Below are 13,693 nucleotides of genomic sequence, written 5' to 3' on the forward strand. Positions count from 1 at the left end.
TATCTTCCTTTCTTTTTAAGGTATGCTGGTCAATATCTACGAATTGTTCATTAATCTTTCTTTGCATATATCCATATCCAACGGTCAGAATGAACAACTATACGATTTCCGTACTTGTCTTCAAGACCTACAGGAAGTAAGATTATTCCGTTTCCAGCGTTATACCCGATAACTTCATACAACTTATCTCCTGTATGACCGTTATACACCAACTGACCTTTTTCAAATTTCATATAATCATCCTTATTTCACAATATTCTTCAACTGTTGTTTGATATCTTCGGAATGTGCATTAATCAGTAATAAGCTTTTCGTCCTGTCACTCGCTCATAATAGGCTCCAATAATACGTTCTGTACCTGGAGGTATAGAAATAATACTATTAGCTTCCATAACCCGTCTGATTGCACCTAGCTCTATTTCCCCGTGGTCGTATTTCATCTTTTCTGCGGCATTATTTGCAGTCCGTATCATCTTTTTTAGATTGGCTAACATTTTTATTTCATAAGGATCATCTTGAACTTCAACATTTTCTATTACATTTTCTTCCATGTATTTTTCACTCCTTCACATATTGTGTCTATTTCCGTTTGTGCGTTTATCCCGATAATAAAGTCCTTCTTTCAAGAAAACACACTCCTTTCCTGAACATAATGGGTCTTATATCCATCACAAAGCTTTCTTCAATGCTTCATAAGCTTTCTTAATGATTTCTAACTCTTGGATGCGGGTTAGTAGTTGTGCAATGATTGTGTCCTTTTCTGCGTGTTTTTCTGCCATTGATCCATTTTCTGCTTCTAATTGTTCGACTGTTTCTATTAACCAACCGATATCCTGGTGTGTAATTTGCGCTAAAATATCAGCAGATGGATTTTCGTCTTTGTATTTCCACAATGCTTTTATATTTTCGAATCTCTCTTCTTGTTCAGTCATGTTGTACCTCCAGGAGAGAAGAACTTTCAAAGATATTACCAATAATTTCGTATTCCGTATCCTCGCCCATTATTTCGTTTTGACGAAGATACACATACGGAAAGCAAATACTCCACCAAGCTTGTTCCCACACTACATGTCCTATTAACTTTGTTATTCCATCTAATTCATCAAAGAATGTTACAATATCCCCTTCATAGATCTCATTACCGTTTTTGTCTTTAAGGCCTGTGTATTGCATTAAAGTATAATCGCCATGTTCTCCACTTCCCTCGCCATTTTGCAAATTATAATACTGAACGATTCCATCAAAACATGTGAATGAATCATGTTGATTTGAACCAACTAAATGCATTTTATTTAAAGATTTATCAAATACCCTAAACTTAATTTCTCTCACTTTTCCTCTCCTCCTTCACAAATGCCCCAATCATCAAACCGACCAACAAAGCTAATCCTGTTCCATAAAACAAAGCATCTAATCCGAACATGGGTTGTCCTCCTTTATTAGAAGGGGCAACTTACGCCCCTTGCTTCAATTCTCCCTGTAAAATTGCAATCGCCTTGCTTGCATCATCTATGGTGAAGAACTCCATTTCTTTACCGTTCATGCGTTTTTTAAGTGCTTTATAAGTATTTTGTTCACTTGTGTTCAAAACACTTGATACATCTTTTACTAGCTTTGTAATAAGGTTTAATTGTTTATCAGATGCCATTTGCTTAGTATTGTTAAATGGTTGTTGTGGTTTTGTATCTTGCGAAGCTCCGTTTCCATCGTCATCATCTTCTGCTGCAATATTCAATGCTGCACAATAACCGTACCTTCTTGCGTATGTTATACTGCTTCCTGCCCCCTGTGCGGTTGCTTTTCCCATCGGAAGCCATAAGGTATCTAATTCAATAAACTCTCCGCTAGAGTGTAATATGAGTGTTGTAACCCCTATACTATCTCCGTTGGTAGAAGTAGACTGAACAACCGATAAACCATTTTTAGCAAGATGAGGTCTTGCAGTATTGATGATTTCCTCTAATGGAGCGTATGAGCTTTTAAAATGTGGGTTGGTTGCGGTTTTCTTTGGTGCCGGACATTCTTCTTGGAATTTACATAAAGCCTTGGCGATCTCGACAATCGTTTCAGAACGATTCATTTTGTTTCCTCCTTGTGGTACAATGACCATGTATTTGTTTTGAGAGAGGGAAGGTAATGGCAGTTACCAACCCTCATTTTGTGTCTAGCTTAATCTCAAACTTTTCATCCCTTTCCACTACTTGAATGCCTGGAATGATAACTCCATCTTCATCTACTAACATGTCACCTTGAACGACCGCTTGCTTTTTGATGGTTGCCCAGTCAATAGATTCTGTGTACTTCACATAATTGTTAGCCTTTGCATAATCCATTAAAACTTTTTCATCCCTCACAAATTCCGGCTGCTGCTTTTTGAGTGAGATAAATCCATATGGAAGCTTGATGGATTTCTTTACTTTCTTTCCAGCTTCTACTTGCTTTTTCACTTCTTCACGTAAGTACATTTCTAATTGGTTTGAGTAATGTGCCTGTTTTTCGATAAACTCTTTCTTGGATTCTTCTCCCCATGCTTTGATTTTTTCAATTTTCTCAAGAAAAGGAGCAATTTGTTTTTCGGTAATAGCATCAATTTCCGCTTTTCTTTCCTCAAAATAAGCGATTCTGCGACTAGCTTCTGTTGCGGTTTCTAGGTTGATGACAGCGAATACTTCCTGTGTTTCTTCCTGCTCCTGTAGTTCGGATAAAATATTTTCTAATGGTTGAATCAAGTTATTTCTCCCCTTCTAATTGATTTTTCAAAAGCAAAAGCTCTTTCAATACTGTTTGTGTCACTCCGCTAGGCTGATGATGGTTTACATGTTCGACATAGCCGATTAATTCCTCTAAGGTGGATTTCGCTTGGTTTGTCATGGTAATACCTCCTTAAATAATGTTTTGTAACATGCACTGTATATCTGTATAAGACTCTTTTACGAAAATAAAATGACCATCGAATTGAATATGTGTTGTATTTCCCATTCCAAAGAAATACACTATTTTATCTACATTTACTGTTACCTTTCCTCCGTGATGATCATCTGTTACATGAATTAATTTCAATGCCAATCACCTCACTCCGCAAACGTAAATTTAAGTAACTATGAATTTAATATTTCTTGTATTTTTAGCAGTTTAGTCCATCGTTTACCGGACTCAACAAGTACTTCTTCTTTTCTGTTTTCGAGATATTCAACTTTCTCGGCTTGGTTAATTAACCATTCCAATTCTGATAAATGGATTTTTGCATAGGTACCATTATCTTCATAACTGATTTTTGCGTTAGCTTTTATTTCTTTAATTTCTTCATTCATTTTCCTCACTCCGCAATCGTAAATTTCATTTCATATTGAGTTACTAGATACGCTTCAAAATCATCATCCCACTCCATATTGATAATGTTTTCCTTTTTGGAGTCGTAAGCGAGTCTATCGCCAATCTCGATTTCGTTTCCGTAGTAATCTTTGCCAGGATATCGCCCTTGGAAAAACTGAAATTCATGTTCCCCTTGAAGATATCCGTCTAAATGTTCAGCAAGGATAATCTCCCCTTCATCTATAACAATTCTGTCGCCTGTTAAGATTTCGCATTGCATGAAGTCTATTCCGTTAAATTCCGGTTGTGCTGCCATATCTTTCGGATAACCAGTAAGCATGATTTGGTCTACTATCGGATGATTCATTGTAATTCCTCCTTCATATAACTGGATGAAACAGTGATATACTTTCCTCTGTGCCAATAAGACGGATATTGATCATCGCTTGTAGCTTCATCGAATCGAAATTCCCCTTCAAAAGCTGATTGTGCTATTTCTAATCTTTCCATAGCGCTGTCATGATTCACCGGAATGAACTTTCCATCCACCTTATCGAATTGTGAAAAATGAATCGCGATGTAATGCCCTTTATCCAATGCTTCTTCTACCAATTGCATGAACTTTTCTTTGTTCATTTAAATCGCCTCCTTTTTTTGTTTATCTAACCAACCAAAGAAATCTTCCCTATTTACTCTTTTTGATCTACGTATTTTGATTAAAGGAAAATCTTTTTGATCCATAATTTCATAAGCGACACGCTTGCTGCATTTTAGTATTTGAGATATTTCATCAGCCGTTAATAGTACTGGGAAGTCTTTTTTATCCATAATTTTCACTCCTAATATTGAACTTTGAGGGTGAGTTATAACTCAACTCCTTACTTAAAAAAATAGATCGTCCAGCGTACAACCCAATGCTTTTGCTATTCTTACAGCTAGTTTCAAGCTAGGTGTTCCTTCTCCGCGTTCTATTTTCCTAAGATGAGAAACAGAAATATCCACTAATTTAGCTAACTCCTTAGGACTTATACCATTTCGAGTTCTATAATCCTTAATTCTGTTAACCAATAACGAAACATTCCTTTCTTTGAAGTTTCGTTATAACTCAACCCTTGAACATAGTATACATCTTAGTTGAATTATTAGTCAACAATTTTATTGCAAATTATTTTAAATTACTTTAGTGCGGTAATCTAAACAGTTGATACATAAAGGATTTTTGTACATAATATAGGTTGAGTTATCGTTAATCAAAAGGGGTGAAACTGTGAGAGGTTACGGGGAAAAAATTAGATTTTTTAGGAATGCCCAAAAAATGAGCCAAGAAGATTTGGCTAATAAATTAGGGGTTACAAAATCGTATATTTCCAAATTAGAAAACGAAAAGACACCGATAAGTTTAGATACACTCGGAAAAATAGCAGATATTTTAGATGTTGATCCGAAAGATTTAATCGATAATACAAAAATAGAAGTGAACGGAGAAAAATGGATTATACTCGGTAGAAAAATGGAAGAACAAGGAGTAACTCCAGAACAAATAGAAGAATGGGCAAGAATAGCAAAATATTATAATGACAAATAAAGTCGAATATTGTCGCAAAATGATAATGTTTAGATTTGCGAAAAAATAATCCGCACTCCCATTAATGATGATATAATTAAATATACAGAAACGCAAACATTTGTTCCTATTTTATATCATCTATTAATAAGGGGTGTCTATTTTGCTAAAGAAAATCATCTATGTTCCAGAACTTCCAAATGGCGTATTTATCGAAACTGAAAAGTACTTTCTTGTAGGAATTAGCGAAGGAGATGCTGAAGATGAGAGGCTATGTCCGCAAGAGGGGAAATAAGTGGAGTTATACCGTTGATATTGGTAAGGATCCTATTACAGGCAAAAGAAAACAAAAAACTAAAAGTGGATTTAAGACTGAAAAAGAAGCTGAATCTGCTTTAACCGAAATCATTTACGAAATAAACAAAGGGATTTGGATTGCTCCGCAGGAAATCAGAGTAAAAGACTTTGCGGAAGATTGGATGAAAATGCATCGTCATAAACTAAGAGCTACAACCGCAGAGCAATACCAACAAAAAATTAAAAGTTGGATCATACCATTACTAGGAAACTATAAGATTCAAGATTTAAAACCGATTCATGCACAAAAGTATTCTGCTCAACTTTTAGAGAATATGAAAGAAAATACCGCTAGTAAAGTATATTCAATTACTAAGATGATTATTAATCATGCAGTGGATTTAGAAATCATTAATAAAAACCCTTTCAAAAACATTAGTCTTATAAGAGAAAAGAAAACGAAAATTACCACATGGACGTTTGATGATTTAGAGCATTTTTTAAAAGTGACCAAACGATATAGTGACGTTTATTATCGTCTGTTCGCTACTGCTGCATATACCGGACTTAGGAAAGGTGAATTATTAGCTTTAACAAAAGATGATGTAAATTTCGAAAAGAAGTTTATCAATATCAATAAAAGTTTGTCTGCAACAAAAGAAGAAGGTGTTAAGATCGGAGACTTAAAAACACCTTCTTCACGTAGGAAAGTTGCTATTGATACTGTAGTTGCTTCTATTTTAAAGGAACAAATAGCAAAAAACAATGCTATGAAATTAAAGCTCGGAAAAGAATATCATGATTCTAACTTGATTTTCTGTCATCCAGACGGACGTTATTTTTATCCAACTGGAATTTGTAGAGTAATGGATAAGTACATCGAGCTTTCCGGATTAAATAAAATTAGGTTTCATGATCTACGACACACTCATGCTACTTTATTGCTGGAACTGGGTGTCAATCCAAAAGTAGTAGCTGACCGCTTGGGTCATGCATCAGTAAAAATAACATTAGATACGTATTCGCACGTGTCATTAGATTTACAATCTGACGTTGCAGAAACGTTCTCCAAACACCTCAAAAAGGCCTGATGTGGTCAAAATGTGGTCAAGCCTAAATGACGAACTATTGAAACATTGGTGTAATCACATCATTTAGGCTTAGGCTATAATCATGTCAGGATCATGTCGGAGTATTGCCTTTAGACCAGAGCTATACGTAATACCTGCCTTTTCATTTACCTGAACTTGTAAAAAATGATCATTTTTCATTTCGATAGGATCTTCTAATGTAATTACATTACGCATATTTTGGTTCACGCATTTTTCGACCAACGTATACATCGTTGTGGACTTTCCGCTGCCAGTTGGACCGGTAAATAGGAGCAAACCGTGTGAATGCAGCAACAAGGACATTAGCTTTGCTGGACTATGAGGAAAAAGGGACATTTTCTCGATGGAAAAAGATTGGTTATTGGATAGGATACGTATAACTAAGCTTTCATTGGAATTTGCAGTTGGAAGTGTAGAAATTCTTAAGGAAGTTTGTTGGTGCGGAATACCTAGCTTGAATGAACCGCTTTGAGGCTTTCTTTTTTCACCAATGTCAAGTGAGGCAATAAACTTGAAATGAGATACAAGCCTTTCCCCAATCTTTATTGGCATCGGTCGATGCGGAGTGATTCGGCCATAGAGTCGAAGCTGGATGAGATAATCGTCTTGTCTTGGAATAATATGAATGTCTGTCGCGCCCAGCCTTATCGCCTGCTCTAATAGCAAATCTGCTACTTTTTCGATAGACATGTGAAATAAAACACCACCTTTTATTTTGTTAGGGAGTAATTTCGACATATATTTTTAAATTCCTGCTAAATTTTCAATTTTTTTAGTAGAAGTTATTGTCCTCACAATCCTTGAGATAAAAAACTCAACGAATAGATTTATCAGCCATCAAATTCCAATTAGAGACCTTCTATAAGGTCTCTAAAATTTATTGATTACAGTTAGCCATTTATTTTCTAACTTCTATCCTCACCTTATGCCCTATTTCATTAAATAAATGAACAAGATTTGCTCCATCAATTAAGGTAATCGGTTTATCCTTAACAAATTCAAGGCTATCTCGCCCATAGTGGCTTGTGGTAACAAGGATTCCTTTTACTGCTCCCTCATTAATCATCGTGCCATATAAGTCTCTAACAGCCGAAACGGGAACAACCTTATTGTATCGTTTTGCCTGTATCACAAATTTACCGCCTCTAATTGGATCAGGGTCAAAGGCTATTGCATCCACACCGCCATCACGGCTTGCTTGAGTGACTTTCACTTCTCCTCCGTCTTTGGAGAAAATTTGTTCAAATAATCCTCTAACAAGATGTTCAAAGTCCTCCCAATTCATTTCAGCAAGATTTGGAATAGAATTTACTTCCGCTAATACATCTTTTGATTCTGTAAATCTGGCATCTTCTCGGTTAATATTCAAAATAGGTCTAACTGGCGCCAGGTTTTTTAGAGCTCCAGCTGATAACCCTTTTAAGCTTCTAAAACAATCTTTTGGATTGACTCTTGCAAGATTAATTTGTTCAAACTCATCCTTAGATGCTTGAACACTAATGATGCAAGAATTAAAATCTTGTCCAGTTGATGAATCAACACCTTGTACCCATCCATTAAATATTACGGTCTTGAGTTTGTCGTTATAAACAGATTCGAATACCTCATGTATTGTCCTAAGTGTTAGTTGATAAATAATATCTTCGTAAAACTCCTCAAAGTCCTTTTTCTTCATTTCCTTCGGTACAATTTCTTTCCTGGTCTTAACGAATTTATATTCAATAATATTTGGGATTGAATCTGGGTGGGGTAACGCATAATCAATGATAGCAATTTCATTTTCTCCTAGATATTGAACTTCAAAATCTTTGCTAATAGCTTCAGGGTATATAGAGTTTTCTAGAACTAATAGTATATAATCCTCAACCGCTTGAGTCTCACCATTTTCAAATCTATTTTTAAAATCCTTAATTCCATCGTTGTATTCATTTTGCTTTGCTTCAAATAGTTCTTTTTCTTTATTGTATTCTTCCTTTGCTACCTTCTTATCGTTCTTATATTTTTGTAGATTTTCGTCAAATTCTAACTTTGCTTGTTCTTCAAGCTTTAATCGTTTTTGTTTTAAATTAGGAAATATTTTTTCAACAAATCCTTGTTTTGGAACCTTATGTTTTTCTATGTATGTGTCCAATTTAGGTTCAATCTTTTCAAATCTAAACTGTTTAAATTTATCTTTTTGGTAAAGTTTGTCCCAATTAACTTTATCATCAATTTCTAATGTGTAAGCCAAAATGTTACGATATTGATTTATATCTTCTAGTGCATCTTCCGTATCAACTTCAGCTTGTTTTTGCAAATCTTGAAGCGCTACTTTATTTCTTTCACTTGCTTCCTTTTTACTCCATATATTCAGCTGATTTGTTACCTTCATGTTAAGCTCAGCTATCGTATTTGCCTTAACTAATTTAGAAACATTTAAATAACTATTACTGATAAATTTTTCGTAACGATATGCCATTGATTCCACTCCATTTTCTAAACATTCTCATTTAATAATAACAATTTTCTACATAAAATTACAAATATTGCATTTGTTTATATATTATATGATTATTTATTTTTATTAATGTCATAATTAACGATATAATAAAAATCCAAAACAAATAAGGAGGAGTTTAAAATACTCCCCCTTCAAATATCCATATTCTAGTACACACTCTCACTTATCATAAAGTTGACTTGATTGACTATATCCTCCGTAATTTCTTTTTTGCGTTTGACCCAATCTTGTGACCATATCCGCTGAATATTCCACCCTAATGATTCTAGAACGCTTTGTCTCAACCTATCTCTGTCTCGGGCTGTTTTTGATGAATGATAAGCTGCTCCGTCACATTCAATCCCCATTATATATTTTCCTGGATTTTTTGGATCTACTACCGCAAGATCTATTCTATATCCAGAGCAGCCGACTTGTTTCATTAACTCTAGCCCTTTTCTTTGCAGCATATTATAAACATCTTCTTCAAATGGTGAATCGAAATCAGCATCATCAACTGTTGTATTCAAGAAGAACTCCCCGCGACTTTTTGCAAATGCAAGATAAGATTTTAATAATCGAGGTCCTCGTTTATTTAACTTTGAATCATCCATATCAGTATCTAATATACTGGAAACTACTTTAAGCTCTTTTCGTGCACGAGTGATGGCGACATTTAATCTTCGTTCCCCGCCATCTTTATTTAATGGACCAAAGTTATAATACAGAACTCCGTTTTCATCTTTACCGTAACCAACACTGAGAATGATTGTGTCTCTTTCATCTCCCTGGACATTCTCCAGGTTTTTCACAAAGAATGATTCAAATAAGTCCTCGTTAAAGAAGCTTTCACATTCAGGATATTTCTCCCGTAATTCATCAATCTTATCTCTTATTGCTTCTTGTTGAGCCTCACTAAAGGCAATTATCCCTAATGAACGATCTGGCGATCGTTTGATATGTTCAAAAACAAGTTCCGCTACTTTTTGTGCCTCAATTAAATTACGTTTTGACTTACCTCTATCGTAAACCGCATTAGTCACATGAATTAATGATACCCCGTCATGTTCTTGATTAATCGCATTCGGGAATGTATAGAGTTCGTTGTTGTATATTTCTCTATTTGAAAATGCAATGAGGGACTCTTGCTTACTTCTATAATGCCATTTTAGAGACATCTGCGGCATAAACAATAAACATTCATCCAATATACTCTCGAAATTTTCATACAATTCTTCTTCTTCCTCTGATAGAAACTCATCTTCAATCTCCACATTATTAGAAAAGAATGCAGTCGGAGGTAACTGCTTATCGTCTCCCGCAATAACAATTTGTTTTCCTCTAAATAATGAGCCAATTGAATCTTCTGGTCGGATTTGTGATGCCTCATCAAAAATAATGAGATCAAATTTTAAAAATGATGGATCAATAAATTGGCTCACAGATAATGGACTCATCATCATACAAGGCTTTAATGCCATTAGTAATCCTGGGATTTCGGAAAATAATTTTCTTATTGGTTTATGACGTTTTTGTTTTTGAATCTCCCTTTTTAAAATGGAAATCTCTGATGATCTAAAGGATAGACTATCAATATAATTGGCTTTATTACTATAAAGTTTTTCGTTGATTCTTGAACTATTTACATCAATTAAACGTAAATCAAGATCTTTATATTCACTAATATTACTATTGTGAGTGTTTGTATTGAAATCTTTTAAAGCTGGTTGCACACTGTAAGCATAATCTAACCATAACTTATAAAATCTTTTTTGAAAGGTCTCCTTAAACGGAAAATCATATGCTAATTGTTTACCCTTATCCAAAAATCCACTAAGACCAAGGTCATTAGCCCTTACTAGCATTTTATTTAATTCAGTCCACTCACCCAATAAATCGGTTTGTTGGGACATAAGATGAATTAGTTTTGCAACGTTACTTATATCACCTTCCATTATTGAGTTACCATAATACTTTGGTTCATTTAGAGGAAAGACTTCTTGATAGAAATTTAAACTTTCAGCAATTGCTGATTTTTGGATTTCAATCTTATCTATGCTGTTACGAAAATGCACTTCTTTATCAGGATCAGTAATCACCCTTAAAAACCACGGAGGAATGTTCCCTTTAAATTTATTCTTCGCTTCCGTTGTCCATAGAATCGCCTTTTCAATTAAATCCCAATCCGTTTCATACCCTTTGTATAAATCCCCGTAGAAATTAGTAAAGGTATCCTTAAGATTTACAATTTCACTTTCCTTTTGCTTTATATCTTCAATAAGGTTAACTAATTTCACCCACTGTTCAGTGTTTAAGAAACTTTGTCCTTTGTAATAAGATAATACAAGCTTTTTAGCTTCTATTACATCCATAAATGGAGTAGTAATCTTGGAGAAATGATACTCAAGGATATTTGATTCTTCATTAATTTCACCTAATTTTAAAACAAAGCTTCTAATAATGGTGTTTATATTATCCGTTACTTTTAAATAACTTTTTTCAATTTCATTTTTAATGGTTGAGAATTCTCTATTTCCATCTGTAGTTAGCTGAAGAATAAAATCCTTGTATTTTTCACGGGTACCTGTATTTTGCAATGTACCGTTAAGATCGAAAATCGCTTCTGTATAATTTGTGATGCTATCCCAATTAGTTTTTTCCCCATCATAATGACTACCAAAAAAGTCTTTCAAAAAGTTTTCCTTTTGATTAATTTCTTGTTTCATTTTTTTAATCTTAATCATACTTCTTAAACTTTTAATTATCTCATCATTTTTTTGCTGCAGCTTTTGGTTTTGGTATGACTTTAATAAATTTCTATCCCTTTTATAGGAAGATTTAATGATTCTAAATATCGACGAGTAATTATTAATGAAACGATTTAAAATTCCATCAATATCTTCTGATAATAGGTCTGGATTATATTGCCCTTTAAATTTTTCATATTCAGTATTGTATTCGTTAAAGAACTCCTTATTATCACGTATTAACTTCCTGATGGTATCCTTCTGGCTATTTTCAAACCATTTTTCTGTAGGTCTAGGATTATCCTTAATTGAAAAGTGAACTTTATTTAAAAGATTGATTTGGCTTTTATTAATTGTAATTAAGTTAAAACCAACTAATTTATTAAATTTACTTAGATAAATATTTATAGAATCCAATTCATACTGTGTATCAATTATCAGACTTTTTATTTCGTTTTCTTCTTGAATAATTCGATCAACCAGATTTTCATAGTCATCTGTCAGTTCTAAAAGACCCTGATTTTTCTTGTTTAAAATAGCCCTTAAGTTCGATAAGTCGTCACCCAATATATCCTCTTTGTAAAATTCAAGTAACTCCTCCTTCAAGTTAAAATGCACAAGAAAAAGTGCTTGATGCGATTGGTAGTATTCAAATACTTCATCCACCATTTTGCTTTTACTGTTATCTAGCCAGTCTAAGGGTATATTAGGCTTTGAAATTAAAAGATTTTTGGTGCTAGTATAGTTCCGTGGACACAACTTAGTTAAGTGCTAAAATAGAACAACGAAAGGTTGTGTCCATATGGGAAACAAAAATACAGGCAAAAAATATAATGAAGATTTTAAAAAAATGGTCGTTGATTTATATAACTCTGGTAACTCAGCTAAAGATTTAAGTAGCGAATATGGCGTTTCTGAAGTAACTATTTATACATGGATTAAGAAGTTTTCACCTATGGAAACAGAGGATGGAACATCAATTACCTCTGATGAGATTGCCAAAATGAAAAAAGAAATGCTCCGTCTCCAGGAAGAAAATGAAATCTTAAAAAAGGCTATGGCCATATTTGCGAAAAAGTAAAAACAACTGAGTTGATAAAAGTAATTGTAGATCTTCAAGACCAACATGACACACAAACACTGTGTGGTGTACTTGGTATTGCCAAAAGCACCTTTTACCAGTCATTCAAAAAAACAGAGTCTAACCGTGAACGTGAGAACAAACAACTAACGAAAAGAATCAAAGAGATTTATAGAGAAAGTAAAATGCGTTACGGCGCGCCTAAAATTCACAACCTCCTAGAAAAAGAAGGATATAATGTGAGTGTGAAGCGTGTACAACGGTTAATGAAGGCCGCTGGCCTTTTCTCCATTGTAAAGAAGAAATTTCGTCCTCAATCTAGTAAAACGAAGGTGATGGAGCGTGAAAACCTGCTAGATCAAGACTTTACTACCTCTACTATCAATGAAAAATGGGTTGCTGATATCACATATATAAACACGCTGAGAGACGGTTGGTGTTATCTTGCTTCCGTCATGGATTTGCATTCTAAAAAAATCGTTGGATATTCATTTGGACGTAAAATGACGACTGATTTGGTAATAAGTGCTTTAAATAATGCTTTGGATACTCAACATACAAGAGAAGGGTTAATCCTGCATTCCGATTTAGGTTCCCAGTATACCAGTGAAGATTTTCAAAAGCTTTGCGAAACAAGAAAGATAAAACAATCCTTCAGTAAAAAGGGCTGCCCATATGATAATGCCTGTATAGAATCATTTCATGCCATTTTAAAGAAGGAAGAAGTCAATCATGTTACCTATTTAGACTACAAAACTGCGAATCTAGCAATATTTCAATTTATCGAAGGTTGGTATAACCGTAAAAGAATTCACAGTGGTTTAGACTACAAAACACCACAAGATATTGAAGATCAAACAAAAACAGCATAAAGCTTGTGCAGCTCAAACCTAGCTGGATATCCACCGCACTCATGGTTTTACATGGAGTGGAGGGCATGATAGCTTTGATGGCATTGCCAAGTTTTATGAAAGCTGGCTTATTGGCTGGAAAGTCATACCCGCAGAGGCTCCATGTCAAACTAGCACGATACAAACAGCTTACATCTTAATAATCACAAAGACTTAACTTTTTTGTGTCCAAGATATTGACTCAAATCCA

The 13,693-nt window shown here is 34.3% G+C and carries 20 protein-coding genes; 4 read left to right on the forward strand and 16 right to left on the reverse strand.

Annotated elements, in window-relative coordinates; translation table 11 throughout:
* Positions 1 to 50 precede the first annotated feature (50 nt).
* The 13 genes from KHA87_RS09425 to KHA87_RS09485 all read right to left on the reverse strand — a co-directional run bounded on the left by KHA87_RS09425 (position 51) and on the right by KHA87_RS09485 (position 4,380).
* A complete protein-coding gene (locus tag KHA87_RS09425) occupies positions 51 to 233 on the reverse strand; it encodes a hypothetical protein (RefSeq protein WP_213093810.1) in 183 nt (60 codons plus the stop codon).
* A gap of 63 nt (positions 234 to 296) precedes the next feature.
* Entirely contained in the window at positions 297 to 551 is a 255-nt protein-coding gene (locus KHA87_RS09430) for a hypothetical protein (protein WP_213093811.1), read from the reverse strand.
* A gap of 117 nt (positions 552 to 668) precedes the next feature.
* Positions 669 to 932, reverse strand: coding sequence for a hypothetical protein (locus KHA87_RS09435; protein ID WP_213093812.1), 264 nt, complete (start codon positions 930 to 932; stop codon positions 669 to 671).
* Positions 925 to 1,332, reverse strand: coding sequence for a YopX family protein (locus KHA87_RS09440; RefSeq protein WP_213093813.1), 408 nt, complete (start codon positions 1,330 to 1,332; stop codon positions 925 to 927). Before KHA87_RS09440 ends, KHA87_RS09435 begins: the two co-directional genes overlap by 8 nt.
* A gap of 121 nt (positions 1,333 to 1,453) precedes the next feature.
* Complete coding sequence (locus KHA87_RS09445; RefSeq protein WP_213093814.1) at positions 1,454 to 2,080, reverse strand: ERF family protein; 627 nt, start codon at positions 2,078 to 2,080, stop codon at positions 1,454 to 1,456.
* A gap of 73 nt (positions 2,081 to 2,153) precedes the next feature.
* Entirely contained in the window at positions 2,154 to 2,729 is a 576-nt protein-coding gene (locus KHA87_RS09450) for a host-nuclease inhibitor Gam family protein (protein WP_213093815.1), read from the reverse strand.
* A gap of 1 nt (position 2,730) precedes the next feature.
* Positions 2,731 to 2,871 carry a hypothetical protein gene (locus KHA87_RS09455; protein WP_213093816.1) on the reverse strand — a complete coding sequence of 47 codons (141 nt, stop codon included), beginning with the start codon at positions 2,869 to 2,871 and terminating at the stop codon, positions 2,731 to 2,733.
* Positions 2,872 to 2,883: 12 nt separating this feature from the next.
* Complete coding sequence (locus KHA87_RS09460; protein WP_213093817.1) at positions 2,884 to 3,066, reverse strand: hypothetical protein; 183 nt, start codon at positions 3,064 to 3,066, stop codon at positions 2,884 to 2,886.
* A 32-nt stretch (positions 3,067 to 3,098) separates the two neighbouring features.
* Positions 3,099 to 3,311 carry a hypothetical protein gene (locus KHA87_RS09465; protein ID WP_213093818.1) on the reverse strand — a complete coding sequence of 71 codons (213 nt, stop codon included), beginning with the start codon at positions 3,309 to 3,311 and terminating at the stop codon, positions 3,099 to 3,101.
* A 5-nt stretch (positions 3,312 to 3,316) separates the two neighbouring features.
* Positions 3,317 to 3,679 (reverse strand): YqaI family protein, encoded by a 363-nt coding sequence (locus KHA87_RS09470; RefSeq protein ID WP_213093819.1) that lies wholly within the window; start codon positions 3,677 to 3,679, stop codon positions 3,317 to 3,319.
* Positions 3,676 to 3,948, reverse strand: coding sequence for a hypothetical protein (locus tag KHA87_RS09475; protein WP_213093820.1), 273 nt, complete (start codon positions 3,946 to 3,948; stop codon positions 3,676 to 3,678). The genes KHA87_RS09470 and KHA87_RS09475 overlap by 4 nt, the downstream gene beginning before the upstream one ends.
* Positions 3,949 to 4,140, reverse strand: a complete 192-nt coding sequence (locus tag KHA87_RS09480) for a helix-turn-helix domain-containing protein (RefSeq protein WP_213093821.1) — start codon at positions 4,138 to 4,140, stop codon at positions 3,949 to 3,951. It lies immediately after the preceding gene.
* Between the two features lie 54 nt (positions 4,141 to 4,194).
* Positions 4,195 to 4,380, reverse strand: coding sequence for a helix-turn-helix transcriptional regulator (locus tag KHA87_RS09485; RefSeq protein ID WP_213093822.1), 186 nt, complete (start codon positions 4,378 to 4,380; stop codon positions 4,195 to 4,197).
* A gap of 199 nt (positions 4,381 to 4,579) precedes the next feature.
* Between KHA87_RS09485 and KHA87_RS09490 the strand changes: the two genes are divergently transcribed.
* The 3 genes from KHA87_RS09490 to KHA87_RS09495 all read left to right on the forward strand — a co-directional run bounded on the left by KHA87_RS09490 (position 4,580) and on the right by KHA87_RS09495 (position 6,264).
* Positions 4,580 to 4,897: a helix-turn-helix domain-containing protein gene (locus tag KHA87_RS09490; RefSeq protein ID WP_349305565.1), complete on the forward strand. Its 318-nt coding sequence runs from the start codon at positions 4,580 to 4,582 to the stop codon at positions 4,895 to 4,897.
* 142 nt (positions 4,898 to 5,039) lie between these two features.
* Positions 5,040 to 5,171 carry a hypothetical protein gene (locus KHA87_RS22410; RefSeq protein WP_283249426.1) on the forward strand — a complete coding sequence of 44 codons (132 nt, stop codon included), beginning with the start codon at positions 5,040 to 5,042 and terminating at the stop codon, positions 5,169 to 5,171.
* Positions 5,140 to 6,264 (forward strand): site-specific integrase, encoded by a 1,125-nt coding sequence (locus tag KHA87_RS09495; RefSeq protein ID WP_213093824.1) that lies wholly within the window; start codon positions 5,140 to 5,142, stop codon positions 6,262 to 6,264. Before KHA87_RS22410 ends, KHA87_RS09495 begins: the two co-directional genes overlap by 32 nt.
* 69 nt (positions 6,265 to 6,333) lie before the next feature.
* On the opposite strand, the gene KHA87_RS09500 is transcribed toward KHA87_RS09495, so the two are convergent.
* The 3 genes from KHA87_RS09500 to KHA87_RS09510 form a co-directional block, all read right to left on the reverse strand.
* Positions 6,334 to 7,023, reverse strand: a complete 690-nt coding sequence (locus KHA87_RS09500) for an ATPase, T2SS/T4P/T4SS family (RefSeq protein ID WP_249310245.1) — start codon at positions 7,021 to 7,023, stop codon at positions 6,334 to 6,336.
* A gap of 160 nt (positions 7,024 to 7,183) precedes the next feature.
* Entirely contained in the window at positions 7,184 to 8,743 is a 1,560-nt protein-coding gene (locus tag KHA87_RS09505; protein WP_213093825.1) for a restriction endonuclease, read from the reverse strand.
* Between the two features lie 188 nt (positions 8,744 to 8,931).
* Complete coding sequence (locus KHA87_RS09510) at positions 8,932 to 12,180, reverse strand: AAA domain-containing protein (RefSeq protein WP_213093826.1); 3,249 nt, start codon at positions 12,178 to 12,180, stop codon at positions 8,932 to 8,934.
* 133 nt (positions 12,181 to 12,313) lie between these two features.
* Between KHA87_RS09510 and KHA87_RS09515 the strand changes: the two genes are divergently transcribed.
* Positions 12,314 to 13,464, forward strand: a protein-coding gene (locus tag KHA87_RS09515) for an IS3 family transposase (protein ID WP_213093131.1) whose coding sequence is annotated in 2 segments (ribosomal slippage) — positions 12,314 to 12,554 and positions 12,554 to 13,464 — 1,152 coding nt in all. Because the reading frame shifts where the segments join, the coding sequence is not laid out codon by codon here.
* Positions 13,465 to 13,693 lie beyond the last annotated feature (229 nt).

The sequence above is a fragment of the Bacillus sp. FJAT-49736 genome (assembly GCF_018343615.1).
Taxonomy (GTDB): Bacteria; Bacillota; Bacilli; order Bacillales; family Bacillaceae_C; genus Margalitia.

Coding starts and splice junctions, on each gene's coding strand:
- KHA87_RS09425 (WP_213093810.1), bottom strand. CDS start 233: ATGAAATTTGAAAAAGGTCAGTTGGTGTATAACGGTCATACAGGAGAT.
- KHA87_RS09430 (WP_213093811.1), bottom strand. CDS start 551: ATGGAAGAAAATGTAATAGAAAATGTTGAAGTTCAAGATGATCCTTAT.
- KHA87_RS09435 (WP_213093812.1), bottom strand. CDS start 932: ATGACTGAACAAGAAGAGAGATTCGAAAATATAAAAGCATTGTGGAAA.
- KHA87_RS09445 (WP_213093814.1), bottom strand. CDS start 2,080: ATGAATCGTTCTGAAACGATTGTCGAGATCGCCAAGGCTTTATGTAAA.
- KHA87_RS09455 (WP_213093816.1), bottom strand. CDS start 2,871: ATGACAAACCAAGCGAAATCCACCTTAGAGGAATTAATCGGCTATGTC.
- KHA87_RS09465 (WP_213093818.1), bottom strand. CDS start 3,311: ATGAATGAAGAAATTAAAGAAATAAAAGCTAACGCAAAAATCAGTTAT.
- KHA87_RS09470 (WP_213093819.1), bottom strand. CDS start 3,679: ATGAATCATCCGATAGTAGACCAAATCATGCTTACTGGTTATCCGAAA.
- KHA87_RS09475 (WP_213093820.1), bottom strand. CDS start 3,948: ATGAACAAAGAAAAGTTCATGCAATTGGTAGAAGAAGCATTGGATAAA.
- KHA87_RS09480 (WP_213093821.1), bottom strand. CDS start 4,140: ATGGATAAAAAAGACTTCCCAGTACTATTAACGGCTGATGAAATATCT.
- KHA87_RS09495 (WP_213093824.1), top strand. CDS start 5,140: ATGAGAGGCTATGTCCGCAAGAGGGGAAATAAGTGGAGTTATACCGTT.
- KHA87_RS09500 (WP_249310245.1), bottom strand. CDS start 7,023: ATGTCGAAATTACTCCCTAACAAAATAAAAGGTGGTGTTTTATTTCAC.
- KHA87_RS09505 (WP_213093825.1), bottom strand. CDS start 8,743: ATGGCATATCGTTACGAAAAATTTATCAGTAATAGTTATTTAAATGTT.
- KHA87_RS09510 (WP_213093826.1), bottom strand. CDS start 12,180: ATGGTGGATGAAGTATTTGAATACTACCAATCGCATCAAGCACTTTTT.